General features: G+C 34.3%; 32 protein-coding genes. 24 read left to right on the plus strand and 8 right to left on the minus strand.

Features of this window, described 5'->3' with window-relative positions; all coding sequences use genetic code 11:
• Positions 1 to 9 precede the first annotated feature (9 nt).
• The 5 genes from AB1I62_RS00305 (at position 10) to AB1I62_RS00325 (ending at position 5,145) form a co-directional block, all read left to right on the plus strand.
• On the plus strand, positions 10 to 2,169 hold the full coding sequence (locus AB1I62_RS00305) for an ArdC-like ssDNA-binding domain-containing protein (RefSeq protein ID WP_167591427.1): 2,160 nt from the start codon (positions 10 to 12) through the stop codon (positions 2,167 to 2,169).
• 32 nt (positions 2,170 to 2,201) lie between these two features.
• Positions 2,202 to 2,474 (plus strand): LtrD, encoded by a 273-nt coding sequence (locus tag AB1I62_RS00310; protein WP_002395044.1) that lies wholly within the window; start codon positions 2,202 to 2,204, stop codon positions 2,472 to 2,474.
• A gap of 245 nt (positions 2,475 to 2,719) precedes the next feature.
• Complete coding sequence (gene mobC, locus AB1I62_RS00315; RefSeq protein WP_002367696.1) at positions 2,720 to 3,076, plus strand: plasmid mobilization relaxosome protein MobC; 357 nt, start codon at positions 2,720 to 2,722, stop codon at positions 3,074 to 3,076.
• The gene (locus tag AB1I62_RS00320; RefSeq protein WP_010784826.1) at positions 3,077 to 4,762 is read left to right on the plus strand and encodes a relaxase/mobilization nuclease domain-containing protein; all 1,686 of its coding nucleotides are present in this window, start codon (positions 3,077 to 3,079) and stop codon (positions 4,760 to 4,762) included.
• Between the two features lie 32 nt (positions 4,763 to 4,794).
• Positions 4,795 to 5,145 (plus strand): hypothetical protein, encoded by a 351-nt coding sequence (locus AB1I62_RS00325; protein WP_002414684.1) that lies wholly within the window; start codon positions 4,795 to 4,797, stop codon positions 5,143 to 5,145.
• Positions 5,146 to 5,661: 516 nt separating this feature from the next.
• Here AB1I62_RS00325 and AB1I62_RS00330 read toward each other — a convergent pair.
• The 7 genes from AB1I62_RS00330 to AB1I62_RS00360 form a co-directional block, all read right to left on the minus strand.
• Complete coding sequence (locus AB1I62_RS00330) at positions 5,662 to 7,005, minus strand: PcfJ domain-containing protein (protein WP_367018763.1); 1,344 nt, start codon at positions 7,003 to 7,005, stop codon at positions 5,662 to 5,664.
• Complete coding sequence (locus tag AB1I62_RS00335; RefSeq protein ID WP_002393733.1) at positions 7,005 to 7,778, minus strand: Cas9 inhibitor AcrIIA9 family protein; 774 nt, start codon at positions 7,776 to 7,778, stop codon at positions 7,005 to 7,007. Before AB1I62_RS00335 ends, AB1I62_RS00330 begins: the two co-directional genes overlap by 1 nt.
• Positions 7,779 to 7,920: 142 nt before the next feature.
• Positions 7,921 to 8,469: a hypothetical protein gene (locus tag AB1I62_RS00340; protein WP_367018765.1), complete on the minus strand. Its 549-nt coding sequence runs from the start codon at positions 8,467 to 8,469 to the stop codon at positions 7,921 to 7,923.
• A gap of 23 nt (positions 8,470 to 8,492) precedes the next feature.
• The gene (locus AB1I62_RS00345; RefSeq protein WP_002393732.1) at positions 8,493 to 8,684 is read right to left on the minus strand and encodes a DpnD/PcfM family protein; all 192 of its coding nucleotides are present in this window, start codon (positions 8,682 to 8,684) and stop codon (positions 8,493 to 8,495) included.
• A complete protein-coding gene (locus tag AB1I62_RS00350) occupies positions 8,669 to 8,854 on the minus strand; it encodes a hypothetical protein (protein ID WP_002360847.1) in 186 nt (61 codons plus the stop codon). The genes AB1I62_RS00345 and AB1I62_RS00350 overlap by 16 nt, the downstream gene beginning before the upstream one ends.
• Positions 8,855 to 8,859: 5 nt before the next feature.
• The gene (locus AB1I62_RS00355; RefSeq protein WP_002367705.1) at positions 8,860 to 9,309 is read right to left on the minus strand and encodes a hypothetical protein; all 450 of its coding nucleotides are present in this window, start codon (positions 9,307 to 9,309) and stop codon (positions 8,860 to 8,862) included.
• Positions 9,310 to 9,897: 588 nt separating this feature from the next.
• Positions 9,898 to 10,128 carry a hypothetical protein gene (locus AB1I62_RS00360; protein WP_367018767.1) on the minus strand — a complete coding sequence of 77 codons (231 nt, stop codon included), beginning with the start codon at positions 10,126 to 10,128 and terminating at the stop codon, positions 9,898 to 9,900.
• 54 nt (positions 10,129 to 10,182) lie between these two features.
• On the opposite strand from AB1I62_RS00360, the gene AB1I62_RS00365 reads away from it, so the two are divergent.
• The 7 genes from AB1I62_RS00365 (at position 10,183) to AB1I62_RS00395 (ending at position 14,804) form a co-directional block, all read left to right on the plus strand.
• Entirely contained in the window at positions 10,183 to 10,677 is a 495-nt protein-coding gene (locus tag AB1I62_RS00365) for a hypothetical protein (protein WP_002398975.1), read from the plus strand.
• 65 nt (positions 10,678 to 10,742) lie between these two features.
• On the plus strand, positions 10,743 to 11,195 hold the full coding sequence (gene ssb, locus AB1I62_RS00370) for a single-stranded DNA-binding protein (RefSeq protein ID WP_002393727.1): 453 nt from the start codon (positions 10,743 to 10,745) through the stop codon (positions 11,193 to 11,195).
• 13 nt (positions 11,196 to 11,208) lie between these two features.
• Positions 11,209 to 11,361: a hypothetical protein gene (locus tag AB1I62_RS00375; RefSeq protein WP_002395035.1), complete on the plus strand. Its 153-nt coding sequence runs from the start codon at positions 11,209 to 11,211 to the stop codon at positions 11,359 to 11,361.
• Positions 11,362 to 11,372: 11 nt separating this feature from the next.
• Positions 11,373 to 11,951: a thermonuclease family protein gene (locus AB1I62_RS00380; RefSeq protein WP_367018770.1), complete on the plus strand. Its 579-nt coding sequence runs from the start codon at positions 11,373 to 11,375 to the stop codon at positions 11,949 to 11,951.
• 90 nt (positions 11,952 to 12,041) lie between these two features.
• Positions 12,042 to 12,362 carry a hypothetical protein gene (locus tag AB1I62_RS00385; RefSeq protein WP_002395033.1) on the plus strand — a complete coding sequence of 107 codons (321 nt, stop codon included), beginning with the start codon at positions 12,042 to 12,044 and terminating at the stop codon, positions 12,360 to 12,362.
• Between the two features lie 223 nt (positions 12,363 to 12,585).
• On the plus strand, positions 12,586 to 14,046 hold the full coding sequence (locus AB1I62_RS00390; protein ID WP_367018772.1) for a glucosyltransferase domain-containing protein: 1,461 nt from the start codon (positions 12,586 to 12,588) through the stop codon (positions 14,044 to 14,046).
• 383 nt (positions 14,047 to 14,429) lie between these two features.
• The gene (locus tag AB1I62_RS00395) at positions 14,430 to 14,804 is read left to right on the plus strand and encodes a DUF805 domain-containing protein (RefSeq protein WP_010816301.1); all 375 of its coding nucleotides are present in this window, start codon (positions 14,430 to 14,432) and stop codon (positions 14,802 to 14,804) included.
• A 19-nt stretch (positions 14,805 to 14,823) separates the two neighbouring features.
• On the opposite strand, the gene AB1I62_RS00400 is transcribed toward AB1I62_RS00395, so the two are convergent.
• Positions 14,824 to 15,162 carry a hypothetical protein gene (locus tag AB1I62_RS00400; protein WP_010711850.1) on the minus strand — a complete coding sequence of 113 codons (339 nt, stop codon included), beginning with the start codon at positions 15,160 to 15,162 and terminating at the stop codon, positions 14,824 to 14,826.
• A gap of 449 nt (positions 15,163 to 15,611) precedes the next feature.
• Here AB1I62_RS00400 and AB1I62_RS00405 point away from each other — a divergent pair, with 449 nt between their 5' ends.
• From AB1I62_RS00405 to AB1I62_RS00460, 12 genes are all read left to right on the plus strand, one after another.
• Positions 15,612 to 16,232, plus strand: a complete 621-nt coding sequence (locus tag AB1I62_RS00405; RefSeq protein ID WP_367018775.1) for a recombinase family protein — start codon at positions 15,612 to 15,614, stop codon at positions 16,230 to 16,232.
• A gap of 16 nt (positions 16,233 to 16,248) precedes the next feature.
• The gene (locus tag AB1I62_RS00410) at positions 16,249 to 16,536 is read left to right on the plus strand and encodes a hypothetical protein (protein ID WP_002414745.1); all 288 of its coding nucleotides are present in this window, start codon (positions 16,249 to 16,251) and stop codon (positions 16,534 to 16,536) included.
• Positions 16,530 to 16,754, plus strand: coding sequence for an ultraviolet resistance protein UvrA repressor UvrC (gene uvrC, locus AB1I62_RS00415; RefSeq protein ID WP_367018777.1), 225 nt, complete (start codon positions 16,530 to 16,532; stop codon positions 16,752 to 16,754). The genes AB1I62_RS00410 and uvrC overlap by 7 nt, the downstream gene beginning before the upstream one ends.
• 60 nt (positions 16,755 to 16,814) lie before the next feature.
• Positions 16,815 to 17,015 carry a hypothetical protein gene (locus AB1I62_RS00420; protein WP_002390466.1) on the plus strand — a complete coding sequence of 67 codons (201 nt, stop codon included), beginning with the start codon at positions 16,815 to 16,817 and terminating at the stop codon, positions 17,013 to 17,015.
• A gap of 20 nt (positions 17,016 to 17,035) precedes the next feature.
• Positions 17,036 to 17,338 carry a DUF6440 family protein gene (locus tag AB1I62_RS00425; RefSeq protein WP_367018779.1) on the plus strand — a complete coding sequence of 101 codons (303 nt, stop codon included), beginning with the start codon at positions 17,036 to 17,038 and terminating at the stop codon, positions 17,336 to 17,338.
• 428 nt (positions 17,339 to 17,766) lie between these two features.
• Positions 17,767 to 19,095 carry an ultraviolet resistance protein UvrA gene (uvrA, locus tag AB1I62_RS00430; protein WP_367018781.1) on the plus strand — a complete coding sequence of 443 codons (1,329 nt, stop codon included), beginning with the start codon at positions 17,767 to 17,769 and terminating at the stop codon, positions 19,093 to 19,095.
• Positions 19,092 to 19,442 (plus strand): hypothetical protein, encoded by a 351-nt coding sequence (locus tag AB1I62_RS00435; RefSeq protein WP_002360672.1) that lies wholly within the window; start codon positions 19,092 to 19,094, stop codon positions 19,440 to 19,442. Before uvrA ends, AB1I62_RS00435 begins: the two co-directional genes overlap by 4 nt.
• Complete coding sequence (locus AB1I62_RS00440) at positions 19,399 to 19,611, plus strand: excinuclease ABC subunit C (RefSeq protein WP_367018783.1); 213 nt, start codon at positions 19,399 to 19,401, stop codon at positions 19,609 to 19,611. Before AB1I62_RS00435 ends, AB1I62_RS00440 begins: the two co-directional genes overlap by 44 nt.
• Positions 19,612 to 19,692: 81 nt before the next feature.
• A complete protein-coding gene (locus AB1I62_RS00445) occupies positions 19,693 to 19,803 on the plus strand; it encodes a type I toxin-antitoxin system Fst family toxin (RefSeq protein WP_002360667.1) in 111 nt (36 codons plus the stop codon).
• 240 nt (positions 19,804 to 20,043) lie between these two features.
• Positions 20,044 to 20,340, plus strand: a complete 297-nt coding sequence (locus AB1I62_RS00450) for a replication control protein PrgN (protein WP_002360665.1) — start codon at positions 20,044 to 20,046, stop codon at positions 20,338 to 20,340.
• Between the two features lie 253 nt (positions 20,341 to 20,593).
• Entirely contained in the window at positions 20,594 to 21,376 is a 783-nt protein-coding gene (locus tag AB1I62_RS00455) for a ParA family protein (protein WP_002360664.1), read from the plus strand.
• A complete protein-coding gene (locus AB1I62_RS00460) occupies positions 21,369 to 21,725 on the plus strand; it encodes a hypothetical protein (RefSeq protein WP_367018786.1) in 357 nt (118 codons plus the stop codon). Before AB1I62_RS00455 ends, AB1I62_RS00460 begins: the two co-directional genes overlap by 8 nt.
• Positions 21,726 to 21,983: the final 258 nt, after the last annotated feature.

Below are 21,983 nucleotides of genomic sequence, written 5' to 3' on the forward strand. Positions count from 1 at the left end.
GAACAGAAAATGCCAATGACACATGCACAACGACAAAAAGTGTTAGAAGAAATTGAACGAAAAAGTATTGTGGATGTCGCAGAAAGTTTAGGAATAACACTTGTACGACAGGGACAAAGTTATACCTGGTCAGAGCACGATAGTTTTGTTTTAACCCCTAAGAAGAATGCTTTTTATTGGAACTCTCGCCAAGTTGGTGGTGGGAGTATTAAGCTTGTTCAAGTGATAAAAGAGTGTACACACGCTGAAGCATTGCAGTATTTACAGACCGTAGAAGCAGGGGCTGTTGAAACGTTGAAAGAACCTACTCCGACGAACTTTCATTATTATATGAAAGAACATACACAACAAAATGCCACCATTGATTACTTGCTTCAGGAACGTAAGTTATCAAGAGAAACGATTGATTTCTTTTTTGAACAAAACCTCATGGCACAATCCACGTATACAGATAAAGAGACCGGACAAAGTGAACCAGTAATAGTCTTCAAGCACGTTGGTCTTGAAGAAAAAATTAAAGGCGTTGCCTTACAAGGTATTTGGGAAAATAAGAAGCTACATGGCGAACGAGGACGGTTAAAGCGTGTCTGGGGAAATGGCTATTATGGGTTGACTGTTCGTGTAGGGTATCCACCAAAAATTGCAGAAGCTACGTCAGAAAAGCCAATCAAAATCATTGTTTTTGAAGCGCCTATAGATCTCATGAGTTATTACGAATTAAAAAAAGAAACGATTGGAGATGCGGTATTATTTTGTGCGAATGGACTTAAAAAGGGCGCAGTATCTACGCTTATTGCCAATGAAATTGGCTCTTATGTCAAAGAAGAAGAAAAGCCAACCGTCCTTGAACAATTAGAAAAGTCGAAACTAACAACGGAAAAAGTCCAACTCGTTTTGGCTGTAGATAATGACGAAGCAGGGAAGAAATTTATTCAACAATTTTCAAATAGCTGGTGTCCAATTACTCTTGACCAACCTAAACTAATTGAAGGAAAAAGTAAAACGGATTGGAACGATATTTTAAAGCAAACAAAGAATGAAATAAAGAAAAAAGAAGCAAAATTAAAGCGTCAAGAAGCAAAAAAACGATCCAGAGAAAGGAATAAAGAAATGTCTGAAAAAACACAAATGAAGCAAAAAAGCCAACCAGAACTAACATTGGAAGAGATAATTAAAAAGAAAGATTATCAAAAATTATCGCAACATTTGAACGACGGAATCAAAGAGTATTTAACAAGTGATACGTTTAAAAACTATTTAGATTTTGCTTCAAAATTTCATAAATATTCGTCAAAAAATATTCGTTTGTTGTTGGCACAAAATCCAAACATACGTCGTGTAGCTGGTTACAATGCGTGGAAAAAGTTAGATCGTCAAGTAAAAAAAGGCAGCAAAGCACTGTATGTGTATGCCCCTTATTTTAAAGATAAAGTCGATAAGAATGGGAAAAAAGTTACGGATGAAAATGGAGAAATTGTCAAAGAAACGCGCTATTTTTTAACGCCTGTCTTTGATGTAGAACAAACGACAGGCGCAGAGTTGCCACAGCTTGTTTATAATCTGGAAGAGAATCTTAGCGACGGTAAAACATTCACCAGAACTTACAATGCGTTAGTTGAAATTTGTCCAGTTCCAGTAACCGTCACGTCTATTGCAAGTGGTGCAAATGGGTATTATGATCCAACGAAAAAAGAAATTGTCCTCCAACAACATTTAGGAGAAGTGATGACTTTAAAAGTCTTACTTCATGAAATGACGCATGCCATGCTTCACCCAGATTCGCAAGCGATATTTGGAGATGACGTTTATTCTCGACAAGAATTTGAAGCGGAATCAGTTGCCTATATTGTCTCCCGTCACTTAGGGCTGGATACGTCCTCGTATTCTTTTGGTTATCTTTCTTCTTGGACGAAGCAAGGAGAAAAGTTAGAAGAATTTACGCAATCGTTAGAAACAATCACGAAAGAGGCGCGCACTTTAATTGAAAAAGCTGACCATGCTTTATCAATAGAAAAAGGCATTCAACTTCCCCAAAATAAATTTGAAGAACGTTTATTGAACGCGAAGAAAAAAGAAACTGAAGTGGGAAAGTCCCAAGCTAACGAGCAAAAAAGGCAACAAAATGAACCAAAAATTTCTGCTCAAATAGCAAATTCTACTCGATTTTAAAAACAAATAATAAGAGAAAAGGAGAAAACAAAATGGACCAATTAACGGACGAAAGTAAATTTATTCTGACACAATTTTTCTTGGCAGACCCGCTTAGTGACCAACCAAGAGTCCACCAGAAAAAGAAAGAAAAATCAAAAGGAACGGTGCTAAAAGAACTGGATACGTTGATTCATGATTTTAAAGAAAAAGAATTAGAAATTGATTTATTTCCTTACGAAGAAGCAGCCACTTATTTACGAAAGTTGAAAGGAAATGACTCGTATTTGGTCTTTCTGGATGAGTTATTAGCCCCTTATCAATAGGAAAGAAAAAATAAAGGTCAAAAATGGTAAGTCTAAACGTCAATAAATGTCAAAGTGTAGCGATGGGGATTGGGGGAACCCCAAAAATTTGAACGACTCCTACCAGTATTTTTGGTAGGGGTCATTCAAAATATCGCAACATGGTACCATGTTGCTCCGCTTGCAAAAAGAAAGCCTACCCTTGGGTACAGCTAATTGTCAAACTAAGGAGACTACTTATTATGTAAAAGAAAGAAGAAACAATTATGGAGAATAAACAAAAGCTAAAACGACCTATTCAAAGAAAAATACGTTTTTCAAAAGAAGAAAATGAATTAATCAATCGAAAAATTGAAGAAAGTTTCTTTCCAAACTTTCAAAATTTTGCCTTGCACCTTTTGATTCAAGGAGAGATTCGCCATGTTGACTATTCCGAACTCAACAGACTAACTACCGAAATTCATAAAATTGGCATTAATATTAATCAAATGGCCCGTCTGGCCAACCAGTTTCATGAAATTTCGTCTGAAGATATTAAAGATTTGACCGATAAAGTACAGAGTTTAAATGCGCTGGTTCAGAGCGAATTAAACAAATTAATAAAGAGAAAGGAACAATCGTAAATGGTGTATACAAAACATTTTGTTATTCATACATTTGATAAATTAAACAATGCTTGCTCATATATTGAGAATGCAGAAAAAACTGAAGTTACGAATGATAATCCGTCTGAACACTTGGAACATTTATTTCAATATATTGTGAATGACGATAAGACGTACATGAAAAAATTAGTTTCTGGGCATGGCATTGTAGATCCAACAAATCCTTATGAAGAATTTAAATTAACAAAATTACAAGCAGCAATTCAACGAAAAATCGGGTACACATTCGATCCAAAATCAGAACGATTGCTTCCGCCAACGTTAACAGAATTAGAAAAAGGCAACGCCGTTTTAGCACACCATTTAATCCAATCCTTTTCTCCAGAAGATGATTTAACGCCAGAAAAAATACATGAAATAGGGTACAACACGGTGATGGAATTGACGGGTGGAGAGTATGAATTTGTGATCGCCACACATGTCGATAAAGAACATTTACACAATCATATTATTTTTAGTTCAACCAATTTAAAAACAGGTAAAGCCTTTCGCTGGCAAAAAGGAACCAAAAAAGTCTTTGAACAAATTTCGGATAAAATTGCAGCGAAGGAAGGCGCAAAAATTATTGAAAAATCACCGAAGCAAACTCATACAAAATATACAAAATGGCAAACAGAGTCCATTTATAAACAAAAAATAAAAAGTCGGTTAGACTTTTTATTAGAACAAAGTTCTTCAATTAATGACTTCCTAGAAAAAGCAGAAGCTTTGAATTTATCGGCAGACTTTTCTAATAAGTGGACGACCTATCGATTGCTTGACGAACCACAAATAAAAAATACTCGTAGTCGAAGCTTGTCAAAAAGTGACCCCACTAGATATAATTATGAAAAGATTATTGAACGATTGAAAGAAAATAAAAACGTTCTAACAGTGGAAGAATGTGTCAAAAGATACGAAGAAAAAAATGAACAAGAAAAAAATAATTTTGACTATCAATTTACAATAGAACCATGGCAACTGTCTCACAAAACAGAAAGAGGATATTATATAAATATCGATTATGGCTATGGTAATTCTGGAAAGCTCTTTGTAGGAGGGTATAAGGTTGATCCATTAGACAACGGTAATTACAATATCTATATTAAAAGAAATGAGTATTTTTATTTTATGAGCGACAAGGATGCTACTAAAAGTAAATACTTAACAGGGGCTTCGTTGATTAAACAATTACGACTGTATAATGGACAAACACCACTGAAAAGAGAACCTGTGATGCAAACCATTGATGAATTAGTTAGTGCCATTAACTTTTTAGCGGCGAATGAAATCGAGGACACAAGACAACTAAAATTATTAGAAGAAAAATTAGAAGTTGCTTTTCTTGAAGCAGAAAAAACTTTAGAGACTCTTGACGAGAAGATGTTAGAGCTGCACCAATTAAGTAACCTCTTATTAGAAAATGAACTGCAGGGAGATCCAGAGTTAATTCAGAAAAAATTGAAAACATTGTTACCAGACGCAACGCTTGCGGAATTTTCTTATGAAGATGTTCGAGGAGAAATAGAAGCAATTAAAACCAGTCAAACTTTGTTAGAGAGTAAACTGGAACGAACTCGAAATGAAATTAATCAGCTTCATGAAATACAAGCCGTACAGGAAAAAGAGCCAGAGAAGCAAACCGACATTAAGCCCAAACTATAAACTATCTATTGGTGAACGGAGAGGAGAATTTTATGTTAGTTTTTAAACGTATTTTGTCTGTAATGCTATTTTTACCTTTTTTTATTCTGCATTTACTTTTCCGATATATTGGAATTTTAACATTGCTTACTAGTGGATTTACCACCACTTTATTATTGATTATTGCTCGAGTTTTGGCTTTTCTTTTTTTAATAATACCAATTGTGATCTTAGCAACAGAAGAACTTAGAATCGAATGGGCAAGTTGGGTTGGTTGGCTTTTATTTGGATTACTTGTTCTGCTTTTTCATTATCTAGCTGCCTTGAATGAAGAATTAGGAGGCTGGTTTTTAGATTTTTCTGATTGGTTAAGAAAGGTTCCTAGCAAACTGTGGGCTGAATAATTGATCCTATGCTAAAACGCCTTAACTTAAAAAAGCCAAGGCGTTTTATGGTATAATATACGAGATAGTAAAGGTTTATGACGGTGGCTAATCTCTGAAAAAGGGGTGATTGCCTATGTTGATTTTTGGCTATACTCCTAGAAAGGACTAGCTTTGACTATTTTTGAAGCGTTAATGTTTGCGATTACTTTTGCGACATTAATTCTAAAAATTAGTGATAAAAACAACAAAAAATAACCGTCAACTTTAGCCGAGTTTGGTTATTTTTTGTAAAAATATTTAACTATCGGTCACCGTCTTAAACGGTGCTATCATGAGGGCGTATGACTAGTACGTCCTCTTTACATGTTTATTATAACACATTCTCTACAAGAAGAAAGGCGGAAGCCTTTCTTTTTTTTCAGCGCGCCTTAACGGCGGTGGCGGTGGGAGTTTGGCGCGCTGAAAAAAACGCTCTTTTCTTGATTTCTAATCAAGAAGATACTCGCTAAAAGCGAGTATCAGGTTTGTCTTGTATTATGATGGTAAGGCGTGCTGTAAATTCTCTTGCCATTGTCTGACTGCTTGTTTTATCTTTTCTGGTACTTCCTGACGGTTACGTTTTCCTTGTATTTGTGTAACCTGTTGATTTCGGTACTCTAATGTGAAGTAAGGCAAATTTGGCTCTTCTTTTTTCCGGATAAATACAATCGTTGTTGCCCCCTGTTTATGTTGCTCTAGATAACGTTGACTTCCCACACAGTGGTGTAAAATACTTCCCTCTTGTACAATCTCTTGCAATGAGTGAGGTGTGAGAAAAAGCAAGTCGTCAATCTCTGCTTCAAACACTTTGATTTGCTTTTTCCTTTCTTCGTACTCTTTTTCCTCAATCTCGCTTTTCAGAAGATTCAACGTATTCACAGCATTATCATGGGCTACTTGTAAATTCTCTGGGTAAAGAACCGTGTCATCATTGAGTGGAGTGTCTAATTCCTCCAACATGTGTAAGTAGTCCATATAATAGTCAAAACGTTCGCCCTTTCGTATAAACCACTTTTGAAACTTTGTTAAGTTCACTTCTTTCGGTAGTTGCTTAATTTGCGAATAATGCACGTACTTTTCTATTTCGTTTATCATAGGCGCATTTCGCTCTTTTAACGTTTTTTCTAACATGAATTCATGAAAGGTTGGATTTCTTGTTTTTAATTTTTGTTTATTCGCTTTTAGCCATTTCTTAGTAATTACTCTCATATCTACTTTATGAAAATACAGTCCAAAAACGTTGCGATAGTCGTCAAAAATGATTTCATTCGCTAAGGTTGTGGCACCTATCTTTTGTAAAAACTCAATTTCGTTTCGGTATTTATAAATATGTGCCAGTTCATGGCGCTCTATTTCAGGTAACTGTAAGTACTTTAATTCCGATACAGTGGTTAGTTTTTCTTGCCAGTTATTTGGATAGAATACTGTATTTGTATAAGCACTGCTCATAAAACCATAATTTGACAACAAGCCCTCATACCAGTCGCCATAGTTGTAATGGGCTTTGAGGTGGGTATCGTTTGAAAAACGCTCAAAGTTTGACTGTTCATAAATAAGCGTTTCTTTACCGTCCTTTATCGTGTGCCAATAGCTATACGTTTGAATTTCTATTCGTTTTTTACTGATAAGGATAATACCGAATGAATAAAATTTTGTAGGATAAGAGAGCCTTGAGGCCTTTGTTAATCGCTTTTTGATAATCGGACAATTCTTGCGAGAACTCGCAAGAATTGTCTCCTTTTTGTTTTTCCATTCATAGGTGGGTATTTGTGACGTACACCAATCAAAAAATGCTTTGGGTGGGGCTAGTGGTTTTTGTATTTCCCGATTCATATTCATTACAACTCGAACAATTTAATTTGTTCGTCCACCTCTTTTCTTTGAGGTTTAGGCTCTTCTTTTTTTGCCGGTTGCTTTTTGGTAGTCGTCATTACTTTTCCGATGACTTTCATTTCGGGTAGTTTTTCAAGCATGAAATATTCCTTTATCCAACGAAATGCTACCTCGTCTGGCACCATAGCACTTGTTTGGTTTTCTGCTTGTTCTTTGGCTTTTCCCATGCAATAAGTGACAGCGCCTTTTATGGTTCTATCTTCCTTTAGAATACCTTGAAAAAGGAATTCATCATTTTGTTTGCATAGCCAATTATGGATATATTCGACTGTATTGTCATGCTCGGTTTCTAGTTCTTTTAGCATTTTTTCGAGTGCTTGTTCTTGTGCAGTCAATGTACTTGTTAGGAAAAAGCGTTCATAAGAAAGTTTGTCACTAATTACTAGCCACTTGTATTTATTCCCTTGGTCTATTGTTTCGTCAATTGTTAGATAAAGGGAAGAATAGTTGCCGTCTGGGTTTTTAATCGCAATAGTGGCTTGTTCTGGTAGCTTTTCAAGATAAGAAAGCAACGTCACGACTGGATAAAGAGCTACTTCATAATTAGGATAGAAACATAAAAACTGGAAGGTTTTTCCGTTTCTTTCAATACTTTCTTTTCTGAAAGCTACACTGATGTAGCCTTGTGTGTCGTCAAAAATAGTGGTTGCTAGATTTTGATTGTATTGTTTAAGTGCGTGTATCAATTCTTTTACGGTTTGTATATTTTGAAAGTCCATAACGTTCCCTCGTTTCTTTTAAGCTTCCCCTCTTACATATGTAAGAGGGGAGCAAATTTTCGCTTGTCAAAGGTCAGTCGGTACGTTATACTTGAACTACGGTTAGTAATTCAAGTAAAGTCCTATTAGAAATCTTTTGTCGTTAGCAAAAGGTTTCTTTTTTTGTCTTTTTTTCGTGGAAATACTTTGATAATGGTTCAAAATCTTTCATATCTCCATTGCAATTCATAGTACTTACTAGCCACTCTCCAGACTGACGTTGTGCATATAAATAGCCGTTGTTATCAGAGCCACGATAAGGTGTAAAGGTTACTTTCCCTTCAACGAGTTCCGTCCAACCGTCAATTCGGTCAAGGTCAGTTAGCGTGAGGTATTGTTGTTCTCTTATTTCTTCTAATGATTGTGCAAGATACATTTCTGTTTCTGGTCGAACATATAGACAAAACTCGTGCCAACCACAACAAGTTAGTTCCCGACAGCCGACATTGTCGTATTCGTAAAGTACGTTTTCTTTCACACCTAAACAGGACAGGCCTTTTTTCTGATTGATAACTTTTTGAATTTTTTCAAGGTCTTGGTAATGTTCATATAAAACAGCACCTACTCCCTCTATATAACCGTCCCAGTGACAATATATGCCTTGATACGTTCCGTCTGCTTGTTCTTTAAAAATTGCTGTTCGTGTTCCCATAAAAGCTCTCCTCTTTCGTTGTTTTAAATGATAAACTCTGTTGCTTCGTGATTATCTTCTGTCAAGATAATTTCTTGGTCGTAATACATGTTAGAAACCAATTCATGTGCCTGTTCTTCGCTTTCAGCAAATACAGAAACAGCTACCTCTAAGGTTTCAACAATTGTTACACAGTATTTTTTCTTTTTTTCTGCCATATTTATACGTCCTTCCATTCAATGTGATTTAAAAAGAATGCTAACTGATTCAAACGATTATTGGCATTTTTCAGACAACCATAGTTTAGTAACAATGTAGGCGTATCATTTTCAAGAATGGCTTTATTTAACTTCTGATATTCTTTACGTGCTTGCTCTAGCTGATTTTTTAGCTGTGGGTCGTTCATTTTTACTACTTCCTTTCTGGTATTCTATTATTTTTGGTAATCTCTATCAGTGTTTTTTGCGCCTCTAACGCAGTTAAAATTGGTAAGCAATCTCCTAAAGTCATACCGTTACCGACAATTACAAAAGGTTGAAGTAACTGCCCTACCGTCATTTTTTCGTCTGAATGAAAAAGAGTAAATTCTTTTTCTAAAATATTTTCGCCTTGTAACAAACATTCAATATACACTTTGCTAAAGTCGTAAAAACTTTCTATTGAAAATAATTTTTGAAGATAATATTCTACAGTTTCAAAATCAATGCAATCAAAATACAAATTATTTTCATCAATCAAAAAACATTGAGAGCGTAATGTGTTAAATAAATCTAAACATTCTTCTAAATCTAGCGATTTTAAATCGTTATTTAAATAACGATTAATGGATAAGCTATTAATGAAATTTTCTTTTTTGTTCATTGGTTCTCTCCTTTATTTTTTTGTTTTTGAGCAACCATTTTTGTCTGGCGTGAGGGAGGGAAGCTGTTCGCTTCTTTGGCTCATGCTAGGACGTGGGACACTATCCTCCTTTCGTTTTTAGATTTGATTGTTCATTTTCGCCAGTATGTTTCGGTCGGTTGCTGTGCCGAGAAAGAATCATAGACACCAAGAAAAGACAAGGGCGAACGGAGTGAGTTCATATACCCTTGTCTTTTCGACTGGCTATGATACTGTAACAAACAGCGACTGACCGGGGCATACGACAATGAGCGGTCATAAAACGATTGAGAGGACACACGTCCGTAAAAGCATGAGCCAAAGAGGCGAAATTTTAATGCACTTAAAAGAACTAGACGCAAAGCGGCTAGTTCTTTCTTTTGTTTTGCCTTGCTTTAGCAAGGCATTTCTTTCGAGCGGCGGTGGCGGTTGGAGCGAGATAGAAATAAACACTAAACAAAGTAATTAGGTATGAAAAAATGGAAAGACGATTTTTCAGTGAATAGTCATAAAATAAACTAAGAATTTTATATAAAAAAATAAACGAGAATAAAAGAAGGGAGTTCTCTTTTATCTTCGTTTATTTTTTGCGTATTCCTTTAAATCGTCTACGTGATACAAGCGTACAGTAGGTCGTTCACCGTTTACATGTTTAATTTCAAAGTAAGGCTTAATTGCATTCAATTTTACGGATTGTGTGAAGGCATTTAATGATTGGCCTGTAATTTTTGCAGCACCTTGTTTATCTACCACATTGTTTTTTAAATAAGTTAAAACTTCTTCACGAGAAAGATCTTTCATTGAATTACCCTCCTATATATACTATACAAAATATAGTATATAAAAAACCAAAATTTGTCAATATTCCTCATTATTATACTATGCATTGTATACAATGTATGGTATAATAATTATAAAGATAAACAGAAACGAGGGATTCAATTGAATTTAGAAAAAATGAAAATGGAAGCAAGAAAAAGAATGAAGATTTTAGGTATTCATGAACCAACAATTGCACAATTTATTGAGGAAGGAAAAATTAGTTTTTCGGGAAAATCATATCTAGGCGCCAACTATTGGATCAACGAAGAACGAAAAAAAGCAATCGAAATTATCGAGAAAGAAAACAATATACTTGTATACTATGCGATTGAACAAAAGTATATGGGGGATATAACAATGTTGTACTTGTTTTATATATCTCCGTATGAAGAGGACTGGGAAATGGACCATCAAAGTATTGTAGAGAATTACCAATACACTTATGGATTAAACGAAACGGATCCGTTCCTTTCAGAGTTTGGTGAAATCAAGTTTAAAAATATGTTTGGTGGTTTAGTAAAACAGTAAATATTTAGAAGTGATAGTACCAGTTGCTATCACTTCTAAAAAAATAATAGAAAGAGGTTTTTTAAATGATTAATAATGTGACTTTAGTAGGAAGACTTACAAAAGATTGTGATTTACGTTATACGTCAAGTGGTGTAGCTGTTGCGGCTTTTACACTAGCAGTTAACCGGAATTTTACGAATCAAAATGGCGAACGTGAAGCAGACTATATTCAGTGTGTGATTTGGCGTAAACCTGCAGAAACTTTAGCAAACTATACACGAAAAGGAACATTGGTTGGTCTTGTGGGTAGACTTCAAACACGTAACTATGAGAATCAACAAGGACAACGTATTTATGTGACAGAAGTGGTTGTAGAAAGCTTCCAATTGTTAGAGTCAAAAGAAGTTAGTCAACAACGTGGTGTTAACGCTTCTAATCCTACACCAGTTGGGCAGCAGGAAAGCAATACGCAACAACCCTTTCCAGATTTAGAAGGTAGTTCTATTGAGATTTCAGATCATGACTTACCGTTTTAAGGAGGAGTGACTCATGGTTAATGGAGATTTACAAAAAATATATGCAGACAGTACAAAGAAACGTACAGAACAACAAACAAAATGGGAACGAGCTGTTGAAGGATTAACGTTTGATAGGTTAGAAAAAAAGAAAATTGAGTATTCTTTAAAACGGAAAAAAAGTTAGGGAGTTAGGAAATGAAACTATTTATTGGAAAAAAGTGGCTACTGCTAACAGCAGCCACTTTGCTATTATCAGGATGCGCAAGTCTTGAACAAAAAGCACAAGATATTTCGAATGATGGTACTGGTAATTTTACTCAAACTATTTCGAACGATAATCGTATACCAGCTGAATTTGTCCGTCATGTTGATGGAGATACCACCGTGCTAAGAATAGACGGAAAAGAACAAAAGGTTCGCTTTTTATTAGTAGATACACCGGAAACTGTAAAGCCGAAAACAAAAGTACAGCCATTTGGTTTGGAAGCTAGTAAACGTACAAAAGAACTTTTGTCTACTGCTTCAGAAATTACTTTTGAATACGATAAGGGCGATAGAACTGATCGTTATGGCCGTACATTGGGCTATATATTTGTGGATGGGGTGCTACTTCAGGAAACACTCGTGAGACAGGGATTAGCACGTGTGGCATATGTCAAAGAGCCTAACACAAAGTATCTACTCGAATTAGAGGAAGCACAAGAAAAGGCTAAAAATGAGTCACTCGGAATTTGGAGCATACCAGGATACGTAACTGAAAGAGGGTTTAAATAAAGAACTGGAAAAGCTGTAAGAACAAAATTTTAACTATAAAAAAGAGCATGTATCGGAGTTTGCGAAGAATAAAGAAAGTGAGTGGAAAAGATGAACGAGCAAATAAATTTGTTTGATTCAGACATTGATAAACGGTATCAATTTTATGGACATTATTGTAATGACGATTGGTCTACTAAAACAGCAATGGTGAATGGTGTTTCTGATATAGTGATGAGTTTTAGCATTGAACTTACCAAAGTTGAACTGAAAAAAATATGCAGAGATGCAATCAAAATAGTCAGGTTTAAGTATGGATATTCCATTAAGTTTTTAAAAAATAATGTAAAGAAAGAGTTGTTTATCAGGTTTGATAACTACACAACGAGCAAAAAACGAGATGTCTTTGAACATATAAATTTATATTTTTAAATCGAAAGTGAGTGAAGAAGACTTATGCAGTAAATGTGTATAAAAAGAGAAAAAAGCAGATAAAAAATTATTTGCTTTTTTTTCCTTATATATTTTATACGATAAAAAACGTGGTTTTTAGTTTGAAAACCCTGTAAGATTATTATATGGACCCGTTTAGTGTAAATATAAAAGGTGTTCGTTTTCTTAGGGGGTATTTTAATAAAAATTGAGGAGTGAAAAAATGAATAAGTTTCAAAGTTGGCTTATGGCCAATAAAAATCTGTTAATTACAAGTGTAGTAATGTGTCAAGTGTTAGTTTTAAGCATAGGGATAATCAATTTTCCTTATATTGATGACACAGGCAGGCAAATTGATGGCAATACGGACTTTGCTAGAAGTTATTCTCGTTGGGGTAGCGAAATTGGTTCTTGGTTAGTTCAAGGGAGTAGACACCTTACGGATATGGGGTTATGGACGCATATTCTTTCTGGATTCATTGTATCAGTAACAGGGATTATCATTGTTTACTCTTTTCATAAGAAGCTATCTCTTTTAGCTTTAACAGCAGCCATGTTGGTTGGCTTTAATCCTTGGTTTTTACAAAATTTAAGTTTCAGGTTCGACAGTCCTTACATGTCTTTGAGCCTTTTATTTTCTGTTCTTCCATTTCTATTTTGGAATAAAAATAAAGTCTTATTTTTAGTTGTTTCTATTTTAAGCATTTTTTTGATGTGTAATACTTATCAGGCGTCTTCGGGGATCTATGTCGTGATGGTGTTAGCATTATCACTGAAGCAGCTGTTAGACAATCAATCGTTTATTGCTGTGCTAAAAAAAGCGATTGTAGCTATGATTAGCTATATAAGCGCCATGTTTCTTTATCTTATTGAAACAAAATTTAATCCTGAAATAGCAACGCGAGGCGGTATGACAACAATCGCGAGTGTTAAGGATATACCCAAAACAATCCTGGTAAATAGTCAAATGTATCTGTCAAAAATAACGGAACAGAGTACAAAACTATGGATACTTTTGTTTTTTATTCTAGTAATTTTGTTTGTTTTAAGTACGGTTCTTAATGCGAAAGTATCGCCTGTTAAAAGCTTTTTATACGCAGTATTATTTCTATTTTTAGGCTCTATTTTGAGTTACGGCGTCTTTTTAATCTTTCCGGAAAAGCTTTTGTTAATTTCACCTAGGTACGGCTATGGATTTAGTTTTTTTGTAGTTTCAATTATCATGCTTACTTTGGCAAATACTTCTAAAAACGCGGTAGGTTATGTGTCAAAAACAGCGGTTTGCCTTTTCTGTGTTTACCTTTTATCTTTTACATTTGTTTATGCTAGTGCGTTAAGCCACCAAAAGGAATCTTTTGAACGACAAAGTATGATATTAGCCGATGATTTAAAAGACCTAGTGAACCGTGACACGGTGACTGTGCATAGTACGTCTTTATTTAAGGATTCGCCAGTATTTGTCAATAGTTCGAAGAATTATCCTATATTAAAAGAACTGGTTCCACCAAATGAAGCCCTTTATTGGCCAAATCAGTTTTTATTTAGAACGTACACTGGTTTAAACGTGAACATGGAGATCTTTGATATTAACGCGTTGAATAAAGAAGAAAGTGAGTTAATGAAATCTAATTATTACCATGACATTTATGTAAAAGATTCAGAAGTATTTGTTCATGTTAAATAATCCTGAAATAAAAGTAATATCAAGGCAATTGAAAGGCCGGGGTAGATACTGTAAAATAAAAAAAGCTATTTCAGATTTAATTATTTTCTTACAAACTGAATAAATTGATCGTTCAGTTCTATGAATGATTACTTGTTAGAAATGAAAGGCTAAAATAAGTTATAACCTTAGAGACTGTCTCCCCCCAAGAGACAGTCTTATATATTGTTTAATAGATAATTACTTTACTAAAATAGGATAAATTAAATCAGAAATGTATACTTTGTAAGGAAAAAATCATAGCTGTTTTAGGATATTATTTGCTATTTTATGTATTTGCCAATTACAATGGTATTGTAAATAAATACATAAAGTAGCATTAGTAGGTTTGGGGGGATATAGATTTGGAAAATATTTTTGATTTAAACAAGGGATTATCAAGAAGAAAATATTGGTATTATCAGTGTATACTGTTTGTGTTTGGATTAGGGATAGAAACTTTTTCAATGTTTGTATACAAAAAGTCTCTGATTGAAAACAATTATTTAAAATATTTCGTGATAAATGGTCCATTTGATTTTTATAATTTTCTTAGGATCGTGTTCTTTATAATGATTATTATAGGTTTTCTGTTCCAAGCAAGAAGGTTTGTTGATATTGGGTGGTCGAAATTTGTAGCTTTACTAAGTCTGTTACCGTTAGTTGGTATTATCACAACAGGGATTTGTTTATTTAAAAAGGGAAAAGACAATAAAACAGATAGCAGTCAAGTTTCTTGATTGCTATCTGTTTTATTTATTAAGAGTATTGTCTATTAAATGAATGACAAGAACTTGCATTGTAAGCAGCTTGAATCGCAGCTGACCATGAAAGTTTATGGAATGCTACTGCAGACCAAATTCCTTTCATAATACAAGCACCTTGTTTTGCTTTAGCTTGTTGATATTTATTCCATAAATGTTTAGGGACCTTACTTTTTGCAAAGTTGTCCCAATAACCATCGTCACTTTGGGCATATGCAGTAGTAGAGTTTACTCCTACGACACTAGAAAAAGGGATATTGACACCAGATACAACAACTGTACTTAGAAGCAGAGCACTAATAGCTTTGAAAATATTTCTTTTTAAAACTTTCAAACGGACTCCTCCTTTTGTGTTTAATATCACATAAAAAGTACCATGGTATGAAAACGTTGTCAACAGATAACATAAATTTGGATTAAAAAGTAAGAGACACAACTTAGTATTAAAATGACTTAGTGAGTATGAGGAAAGCTGGTAGATATATTTTGTTAGTTGCCTAACGAAATATTTTTTTTAAGAACCAACAGAGTATACCTTGTTGGTTCTTTTTCTTATTTCAATTGTTACCAGGTAAACAGTAGGACATTCAAGTTGGGCATACGTCATTTTTGTAAATTTTGAGTATACTCAAAGTTTAAACTGACTAATACTTATCCTAGGGTATTTTATAGTATAAAATTTACATGTTAAATAATGAGATAAAAACAGGTTCATAAACTTAAAAGTTTTTGACCTCTTTATTTTTTCGTGCTATACTTGGAATTTTCTAGTGTCAAAAACTTATGTTCAGAAAAGGTGAGGAAATTTTGCCCATTTATGGTTATTCACGAGTGAGTACTAGTAATCAAGATTACAAAACCCAGATTCAAAAACTAGAAAAAGCCGGAGCAGAAAAAATATTCAGTGAAAAATATACGGGAACAAAAAAAGAAGGAAGAAAAGAATTAGAAGAACTACTATCTATTGTAAAACCTGGCGATAAAGTTTTAGTGACGAAAATTGATCGGCTAGCTAGAAGTATCGTTGATTTAAATTCGATTATCTCTTCTTTAAACAATTCAGGAGTGACTATCACCTTCTTAGATAATGCCCTAACCTTTGAGCCAAATAAAAGTGATTCTATGCAAACGTTAATGATGAATATGCTGGGTAGCTTTGCGCAATTTGAAAGAGATTTAATCGTGACGAGAACGCAAGAAGGGAAACAGTGGCATCGAGCGAACAATAAAAATTATCGAGAAGGACGTCCGAAAAGAGTTCTAAATGATAAATACAAACATGCACTCGAGTTAATGGGAACAAACAGTATGCGAGAAGTAGAAAAGAAAATAGGAATTTCTTTATCTACACTCAAACGAATCAAGAAACAAGCAAAGGAAGAACAGTTACTTAGTGAGAAATAATTCAGGAGTAGTTATTATGGAAAATAGAGAGAAAATTATTCAGTTGTTGAAGAATCCTTTAGTAACAGGTTATGGGATAGAGATAATGTCAAATGGGCGACTCTATTCAGCAAACTTCCAAAGATATAAGAATCGAGTAAAGAAAGAAAAAAACCCATTGATTATTTTTGAGAGCATGACAGCAAAGGTTGAGCAGGTATTTTTAGAATTAGCTGAAGAAGTCATACGAACGAACCCTAAAACAAAACAAGAATTCAAAGATATGATTAAAGAATATAGTTATAAGGAGGGTAACAAATGGTAGTTCGAAAAACATATGATCATTGGGGGATCGAAATCAGCACATGGAACAAAAGTAATATAGTTACTTTTATTGATTGTGACTGCGGGCAATTAGCTAAAAGAGAACTGGGAAAGTATAATCAGTTTAAATGTGATAGCTGCAATAAAGAATACAAATTGTACCACGGCAACTATATCGCAATTGATGAAAAAACAAATGAAGTAGCTCAAAACGATTGAAAAAATAAAAAAGATTTTTGATTGTGTACTTTCAATAATTTAAAAAAGGTGGAGAGTTTAATGAATTTTGGGTATTTAAATTTTGGAACAAAAGACGCCGTTTTAGTGATCGCAATATTTATTATCTTAATTTTGACGGTACTGTTTCGTTGGTCAGCTTTAGAATTTGTCTTTTCTTCAGGTGCAGTAGGAATTGCTTTTTTTGCTGGAAATATGAAACAAGACAAAAGGATAGCAGATAGGCAAAACAAAAAAAGTTAGAAACAGTAAGAAGAATATTTATGCCAGTTAATAAAAATGGTTTACCTTTTTATCTCGATAGAAAATTAGATGTAATACGCTTTGGAGTTGATCCAGATAATCATGTGAAAGAACAACAACCTTTTAAATCTCTGGTTAAAACGGAGAATCCAAATAAAAAAGAACGTTTCATTGAAAAAGAAAGTGAATTTTTAACTCAATTAGGATATAAAATTGTAGTTGATACAGTTACTGGTGTTAATTATTTAGAGAGCTCTAGAGGAGGAATTACACCATTGCTTGATGAAACTGGGAAAGTTTGCATCGATAAAATTAGTAAGTAAATAAAACCCCACCCCTGAAAATCTCTTTTTGGGGGTTATTCTATATTCAATTATTAATGATAATTATAGTGATGAGAGAGCAATTCTAAGCCATTTTCACAATTATTTATCGGTAAGTTATGCAATGAAGAGATTTTAACGCTCGCTTTTACAGGATTAAATATGATATGTAGATGAAAATAAAAAAATCTCTATTTAAATACGAATAATTTTTCATACCAGGCATGTGGCCAATCCTCAAAAGACGAATGACTGGTTTCGCTTTGCTCAACTGGCCTTCAACGTTTTGTATAGTTTCCCTCTCTGTGTTCAGTCCAACTATACCAAAAGTTTACAGGTATATAAAAAAATACGGAAAACTGAATTTTACTAGTTGCCAAAGAGAACGTTAGTTCGTATAATGAGTTAGTAGAAAGAAGGGATTTTGGATGAATTTGACGTTCGATTATACGAAAGAACCCAGTCGTGATGTGCTTTGTATCGACGTAAAAAGTTTTTATGCCAGCGTGGAATGCGTAGAACGTGGACTTGATCCATTGAAGACAATACTTGTGGTCATGAGCAATTCTGAAAATTCGGGTGGCTTGGTACTCGCTGCTTCCCCTATGGCAAAAAAAGTATTAGGCATTTCCAATGTTACAAGGAAAAATGAAGTTCCGGACCACCCGAACTTAATTATTGTATCTCCACGCATGAAATTATACATGAAGAAAAATCAAGAAATTAACAATTTATATAAACGCTTTGTTTCTGATGAAGATCATTCTGTATTCAGTGTCGATGAATCGTTTCTTGATGTGACTGCTTCGCTGACCTATTTTAAGTGTGACACCGCCTATAAACTGGCCAAGATTATTCAACGTGTGATTTATAACCATATGGGATTGTATGTGACAATCGGAATTGGGGAAAATCCGTTGCTGGCCAAGTTAGCATTGGATAATGAAGCAAAGAATGCACCAGGCTTTGTGGCTGAATGGCGCTATGAAGATGTGCCAGAAAAAGTTTGGCCAATCTCCCCTCTTACAGAATTTTGTGGGATAGGAAATCGCATGGCTGCTCGCTTAAAAAAGCTAGGTATTCGGTCCATTTATGACCTAGCGCACATTGAACCTTACATGTTAAAAGAGCGTTTTGGTATCATGGGGCTACAGCTGTACGCGCACTCATGGGGCATAGATCGTAGTTTTTTAGGGCAAAAAGCGGGACGGCCAACAGAAAAATCATTTGGCAATAGTCAGGTTTTACCCAAAGATTATGCAAATAAAGAACAAATAAAATTGGTTTTGAAGGAATTGTCGGACCAGGTTGCTAGTCGCTTACGCATGGCATCGTGTCAGACAACCTGTGTCTCTTTGTTTGTTGGCTACTCAAAAGGTCAGACAGACAAATACGGCCAAACCGGCTGGCGTAGACAAATGAAAGTAGAACCAAGTAATAATACAAAAGTCTTGACTGAACATGTACTGCGTCTTTTTGAAGAGAATTACTCACCAGGGGTCGACGTACGAAATTTAGGGGTATCCTATGGCCGTCTTGTATGGAACAAAAATTTACAGCTGGATTTATTTTCTGTTCCGGAGGAGCAAATTCATGAAACGGATATGTATTTTCTTATTGATAAAATTCGTCAGAAATTTGGGTTTAAAGCGCTGATACATGCTTCTTCACTGATGGAAGGCGCCACAGCAATTTCACGAGCAAGCCTTGTTGGTGGCCATGCAGGTGGAACTGTTGGCTTAGGTACAACCAAGTGAAGCAAAATAGAAAAGAATTTTCTTCTTATTTTTCTCGCTCAATCAAACAAAATAAGCCATTATATTTATTACTTATGTCTTCAGAAACCAATCCTTTTCCTAGACCAGTTATAGGAACTTTTCGAGGATATGCGGAAGAAAACAAAATAATAATTGGTGAAGATTCCTATAGTATAGAAGAAATTGACTTCGTGTGTATGTATCGTCATTCTAGTAGAATAAAACAAGAAGAAAGAGTAAATTCAAACCCTTTTCAAGGTTTGGTCTCCCCTACTTTGTCAAAAAAAGAGCAGAAAAAGTTAGATGAGTATTTTAGCGATTGGGGGTTTCGTAATGAAGGCATATGATTATAATGGTACCATTATTCCTCTAGGAGACAGCGTCCGCCAAGCGGCTTATGTAGAATGCAGCTGTGGCTGCCTAGCAAGCAGAGTTACGAGTGACTCAAACAAGTATAAATGTTCCTGGTGCAAACGAGTTTACACGCTTAGAAAAGATCTTAGAACAGCTAGATAAATTGTTGAATGTTTTATTATTGAATTGGCAGAATTTCAATCTATGATATAATTAATACGGCAGCTCGCCTCGATTGGAGGTGTGTTATTTGTGAAAGATTTAATGTCGTTGGTTATCGCACCGATCTTTGTAGGATTGGTTCTGGAAATGATTTCTCGTGTGTTGGACGAGGAAGACGATAACCGAAAGTAAGCTGCTATCAACACACACGCTAGGAGTCGCAACTAGTGTAAAAAAAAAGCAATCCTATTCGCCGTAGGATTGCTTTTTGTGTTATTTGTACGATTTAATGTCGTTTCGCACCTTTAGTATAACATATTTTTAAAGGAGGTCAACCAAAAAGAAGCAGATACACCCTCCCCTTATTGCATGTTTTTTAGTACAATATTACTGCAAACGCATTAATAACCTAAGAAAGGAAACTTACCCACCATGCCTAGAAAAACCTTTGTATATCCACACCCTATCAACGCATACATTATCAAGCAACTAGGGATTACTGTAGAAGAATTTTGTGAATTACATGCTTTCTCTCAAGGAACTGTTTCTTCTTGGATTACTCGTAACAAAAAAATTGAAACACTTCCTATCTCATTTATTTATTCTCTTTCTTTGTCGGCCAGCCAGACTATGGATCAGGTATATTCAGACCTTCTAAAACTGCAAGACGATTATTTGCTGCACTTAGAACGCCACAGACGAACTAAAAAAATTATAGACGAAGAATGATATTGTAATATCACACTATTGTAACATCGTATAGTCAAACTATAATAATATTGTATTATTACAATATCACGTTGCTACAATTTCACTATATCGCGAAGTAACAATACTATGCAATTGTAATATCGTAATATTAATAAATCACAATAGTATGACTCCACGATTGAACAATATTGTAATATTAATAAATTATGATATTGAAATATTGCGATATTGTGATATAATAATGACATAACATCACAAGGAGGACATTATTATGGCACGAATAATTTCAGTTGCAAACCAAAAAGGCGGTGTTTCAAAGACAACGACTAGCATTAACCTTGGAGCGGCATTGCATTTTACTTTTAACAAAAGCGTACTTGTAATTGACATGGACCCCCAGGGAAATGCCACTGATAATTTTGGATTCGACATTGATGGCACGAATGTTCCAACAATATATGAAGTATTAAAAGATGAGGCTTCGATTACTGAAGCTATTCTAAATTACAAAGGAATCGATGTAATTCCTGCTGATATTGCTCTTTCTTCAGCAGAACGTGAATTTACACAAGTTGGAAGTGAACATAGACTTAAAAGAGTTCTTCAACCAATTGAAGAAAACTATGATTATATTATTATTGATTGCCCACCAAGTTTAGGTATATTAACAGTAAATGCGTTCACTGTCTCTGATGAAATTATTATTCCTGTAGAAGCCGCATATTTTTCACTAAAAGGATTAGTTAAATTGAACGAAACAATCGAGACTGTTAAAGAATACACAAATGAGAGATTAATCATACGAGGTGTTCTTTTCACAAAATATAATGAAAGATTTAACATTTCAAAAGAAATGAATAAAACAGCAAATCAAATTTCTGATGCCCTCAACGTAAACATATTTGATACTTACATTAGACGAACTATCACTGTTGATGAAGCTCAAGCAGCAGGTTCCGACTTGATTAGCTTTAATAAGACTTCGACCGCTGAAGACGATTATATCCAGTTTACAAAAGAATTTTTAGAGAAGGTAGGAGATTTGAATGAGTAATAATAGAGGAAAATCAGCCGCGGAACGACTTTTGGGTGCAGGAAAAGAAGACACCAATCCAACTAAAACAACTACTTCTAATGAAAAAGAATTAAAAACTACACATGAACACATTGTTATGAATAAAAAAAACATAGAAAAATTGATTAAACAACAAGGTAACAGCAAAAGAAATGCTGATAGTATTCGGATCAATCCAATCCTTGCAAATGCTTTAAAATACTGGACTTCAATTGGTGAACCAGAAAAAAGTAAACCTGATGTTATCGAAGAAACGCTTTTGAAATCTATTCCTGAAGAGTATTTAATTAAAGGATATGAAATGGCAAAAAAACAAAATAAAATTTGATAATATTGTGGAATCACAATATTACAATATAAGACAACAACAATATCATAATATTGTTGTTGTTTTTTTTCTACAAACGCTGTTGTATCAATAATAATCTTTTGAATATTGTAATATCACAATATCACGATATTACAATTGCATTATATCGAAATATCGTGATATAATAAGAAAGTAGGAAAATACTGTTATATCAGTATTTGCAAGGGAAATAAAAGTAGGTTAAACTATAAACTAACAAAAACAGAGAGGTAAAGC

The sequence above is a fragment of the Enterococcus sp. AN402 genome (assembly GCF_040719405.1).
Classification (GTDB): Bacteria; Bacillota; Bacilli; order Lactobacillales; family Enterococcaceae; genus Enterococcus; species Enterococcus faecalis.